General features: G+C 53.4%; 5 protein-coding genes. All 5 read right to left on the minus strand.

Features of this window, described 5'->3' with window-relative positions; all coding sequences use genetic code 11:
• Nucleotides 1–113 precede the first annotated feature (113 nt).
• Nucleotides 114–704, minus strand: a complete 591-nt coding sequence (locus ABEA92_RS31120) for a hypothetical protein (RefSeq protein ID WP_345689753.1) — start codon at nt 702–704, stop codon at nt 114–116.
• Between the two features lie 129 nt (nt 705–833).
• Complete coding sequence (locus ABEA92_RS31125) at nt 834–1,196, minus strand: hypothetical protein (protein WP_345689754.1); 363 nt, start codon at nt 1,194–1,196, stop codon at nt 834–836.
• A gap of 1,062 nt (nt 1,197–2,258) precedes the next feature.
• On the minus strand, nt 2,259–2,807 hold the full coding sequence (locus ABEA92_RS31130) for a PTS sugar transporter subunit IIA (RefSeq protein ID WP_345689755.1): 549 nt from the start codon (nt 2,805–2,807) through the stop codon (nt 2,259–2,261).
• Between the two features lie 110 nt (nt 2,808–2,917).
• Nucleotides 2,918–3,247 carry an SMI1/KNR4 family protein gene (locus ABEA92_RS31135; protein WP_345689756.1) on the minus strand — a complete coding sequence of 110 codons (330 nt, stop codon included), beginning with the start codon at nt 3,245–3,247 and terminating at the stop codon, nt 2,918–2,920.
• Nucleotides 3,248–3,383: 136 nt separating this feature from the next.
• Nucleotides 3,384–3,678 (minus strand): hypothetical protein (locus ABEA92_RS31140; protein WP_345689758.1); only part of this gene is annotated, 295 nt, incomplete at its 5' end.

Raw genomic sequence — 3,678 nt, forward strand, 5'->3', positions numbered from 1 at the left:
TTAACGACACTGTTGCAACGATCGCACGTCGCAGGCTCGTGGTGCGGCGCTGTCGTCAGCAGTGGAGTTCGGTAGCCACAAGGGCAAGATGCTGTGAATTCCTCAGCCATCAATCAGTCGGGTAACGTCTGGCATAACCGGGCCGCCGCGGTTGATGCTCCATCTGAAAACGCGCTGTCGGCGGCTCCGCGTTCATGCCTTTGTTCGTCGCTTCTGAGTCGGCGAGTAAAGTTGGACGATAAGCGTTCCACGATCCAGCCGCAAACGCCAGCAAAAAGTACGGTTGGCAACAGAACGTACGGTTGATCAAAGAGCCCGTGCACGATCGGATCTAGTGGAGTTGATTCTGAGAGAACGGACAACATGCCACGAATGTATGGGAACACGTAAAGTTGACAATTCACAAATCCGACCCCGAATGCGACGCCCCCGACCAGACGACGTCTGATGCTTGGACCGGGCACGCTTTTGTCAATCTCAAATGAGGCCAACCAACCCGAAAAGCCCGCCACCGACAGGATGATCAATGACTCAACCGCGGCACCCAACGGCACCTGTGCGTAGCCGATGATGACCGTATCCAATCCGCGGCGCATAACCATAGACCCAAAGTATGCCAGGAGCGCTGCGATGGAGAACCACAGCACGAAGCGGCTTATAGGACGAGTTCCGTCATTTACGACCGTTGATTCGTAAGGATTCATGAGTAGCGACCTCCAGTCGACGAACGGTTGGGTTTTGCGGGCGGCGGCGATTGACTTGCAAGCAAACGGAAAAGCGTGCCACCGCCGCTCCGTCAACACCCCATGGTTATCCCTTCGGTTTGGAAACGGTCAAAACGGGAAATGTTCAACAGTGTGATTTGTAAGGGCATTCATCGTAAGCATTTGCAGGCTGACAAGTGCGAGCGTGTAAGCGACAACCTGTACGCGTGAATTCGTAAACCGGAGTTTTGCGAAGGCAATTCCCGCAACCGCAGTGAAAGTCAACAGAGTCGTTTTGATGCGAAATGCAACTTGTCGTTCGATCAATACGTTAAGGCCGTCTTGCAGCCAAACGAAAAAAAGGATTGCGAGCCAAGCATAGCATGCGATGATCGCAAGGGTCGCCCAGCGCGAACGTGGTGATTGAGTTGGTCCAACAGGGAGCGAAGCAACGATTGAATCGGTCGGCGGTGTGTATGGATTGCGTTTCAAGGCATCGCCAAGCAATGGCTAAGTGGGATAACGGTAGACATCACGGAGGACGGACGATTGACTTTCCACTTTGTAAAACACGCAAGCCGTCCTTCCGTGCATGTCATGGTTCTGCCTTCGGTTTTAGTGACCGAAGGACTTGGTTTACATCACGCCGCCTTGGAACGATCCCTGGGAGTCCAGGATAGTAATCCCACCATCAGGATACTCGATCCGGAATGAGCCGTTGTCGTATCGCTCAGCAGTGGTCCCATGCGGCAGGCTAGTTGGGTCAACAACTGATGCTGGTATTTGATCGATCGAAATTGGAGTGCCGCGTGGAATCGAGATTGGTTCTTCGTGCAACAGCGAGCATCCTTGCGCCAACAGCAGCGTGACCATCAACAAGAGCAATCGGTAGAGTTGAGATGCGGTCACGCGACGATGCCGTGAAGTGTTGCGTTGAGTGGCAGAACGGTTGCGTTATGCGGGCGGGCGAGATTGAGTGACCATCACCCAAGATACATTCGCCCGCTCCGTATCAACGCATGGTTCACCGCAATCATACATGGAACAATTCGCTCGGCCTAACGGTCGACAGGAACGACGCCATCAATGCAACAGGCCGAGAGCGCGACTGCCGATGACGCAATTTGCATCGCTGCGTACTCGTACGAACTGAAGTTCAGCAACCCGCTAAAGTATACCGCAATTGGGACCGGTGCATTTACAGCGAACATAACCGCAACGACAGCGATTCGCCGTGGCCGACTGAATTCGAGTTGGGTGGCACAGGCCGAACAGGACCACTTTGCCCACAGACATGAGCGAAGCCAAAACCGGGAACGAGGCACATGAAGTCCACAAACAGGGCAGCACCGATGCGACCACGACGCGCGAACGCGAGATTCGATCAACCGTGGTGTTACCGGCGGCTCGCAAGGGTTTGACGAAGACATCAACAATTCGCGTGAGAATCTTTAGTCGGGGAACGGTGGACATCACGGGGCACGGAGAGTTGACTATCCATTGCGAAAAACGCCGCAAGCCGTGCTCCCGTGCATGTCATGGTTCGTCCGTTTTCTATGCGGCGGACTGCCCCCAAAAGCGAATAGATCGCGACACACGTTCCAACAACCGCAAATGGTCACCGGGTTTCGATTTGGGCGACGCAATAAGTATAACAGTGTGAACCGCATCACCGTCAAGCGAATCGAAGTCAATGCCGTTTGGCGCGAAGGCTATGACAGTGACACATGACGCAAGCCAATCAACTGACGCGTGCGGAACTGCGAATCCATTTCCAATGCCGGTTGACCCAAGTTCTTCGCGTTTCAGTATGGCATCGGTGAGTTCGTTCTGTTGCTCCATGGTCCAATCGAATTCAGCCGCCGCGCAAGTAGTAATTTCCCGCACCGCGTCCGATCGGGTAGTCGAGGCAATTTCACGCAGCGTCATGTCGGGAATGAATGATGTTTGCCGCGTGATCTCGACCACGGCGTCGACCCAAAGAAACGCACCGCAATTCGGACAAACGGAATCGCCCGGCGGTCGCGAGACATTCACGAGCGACGACGCACCGCAGATCTCGCAACGGATTGGAGTCCCGTCATCGGTTGTGGTGGAAGTCATATTCGATCGGACGAACGCTAGGGTTCAGCGGGGCCGCGAGAAAGAGTAACCATTGTAATGAAAGCTGCACGCGGCCTCCGTTGCAACCCATGGTTCGTCGCAATTCCGTCCTATGCTTCAAAGGTCCGGTAAATATTCTCGAGTTCATCTCGTGTCATGTGAACGCTAAATCCATCCGGTGGGTCGAATTCACAGATCCAAAGTTCATCCGACGGAGGCGAAAGTCTCAGGCATAGCGGATTCCCACAACCATCATTTCCGACAATGAGGTAGTTCGAATCCCAGTCAGGATTCTTGTTCTCAAAGATCATCAATTCGGGGTCAACCATTAGAAAGTCCTGCGGATCTTGGAAGGCATAGTTCCTTAAAAAGAGAGCATGCCTTTCAGGAATTTTGATTCCGAGCGAAGACTCAATTCGATCGATGTCGGTTTGATCCATATTGGGAGAATGCTTTGTCAAAGGAACCGTAAATCAGATGTCAGCTTGAAGTCGACGAACGACCGACGTCAGCGGGGACGGCGGATTGATTTTCAATTTGTAAACACGTCATGCCGTCCTCCGTTGAACGTCATGGTTATGCGTCGTTGGAGGCTCGGAGTTGTTCAGCCCAGGTGCGAAGTCGAGCTCTTCCAGGATCAGAATCAAGTTCTTCATCCATGTATCCGCATCCCATTCTGGCCGTCATCCGTCGAGCATCCTCTACCTGTTCGTCATTGTAGTGCGTGACGATAAAGCTGGACCATTCCTCGGAGTCAACCGCACCACTCGCCAGGCGATCCAAAAACTCGGCAAACTGTTGCCGATAGTCTCCCGGCTGAAGTCGGTACCCGGAATCGCTCATGGCTCTGTATAATTCGTACGCATAACGG

The organism is Novipirellula caenicola, from assembly GCF_039545035.1.
Lineage (GTDB): Bacteria > Planctomycetota > Planctomycetia > Pirellulales > Pirellulaceae > Novipirellula > Novipirellula caenicola.

What these genes read in the sequence shown, in the direction of transcription:
- ABEA92_RS31135 (WP_345689756.1), bottom strand. Translation starts at nt 3,247, where the DNA reads ATGGATCAAACCGACATCGATCGAATTGAGTCTTCGCTCGGAATCAAA.
- ABEA92_RS31120 (WP_345689753.1), bottom strand. Translation starts at nt 704, where the DNA reads ATGAATCCTTACGAATCAACGGTCGTAAATGACGGAACTCGTCCTATA.
- ABEA92_RS31130 (WP_345689755.1), bottom strand. Translation starts at nt 2,807, where the DNA reads ATGACTTCCACCACAACCGATGACGGGACTCCAATCCGTTGCGAGATC.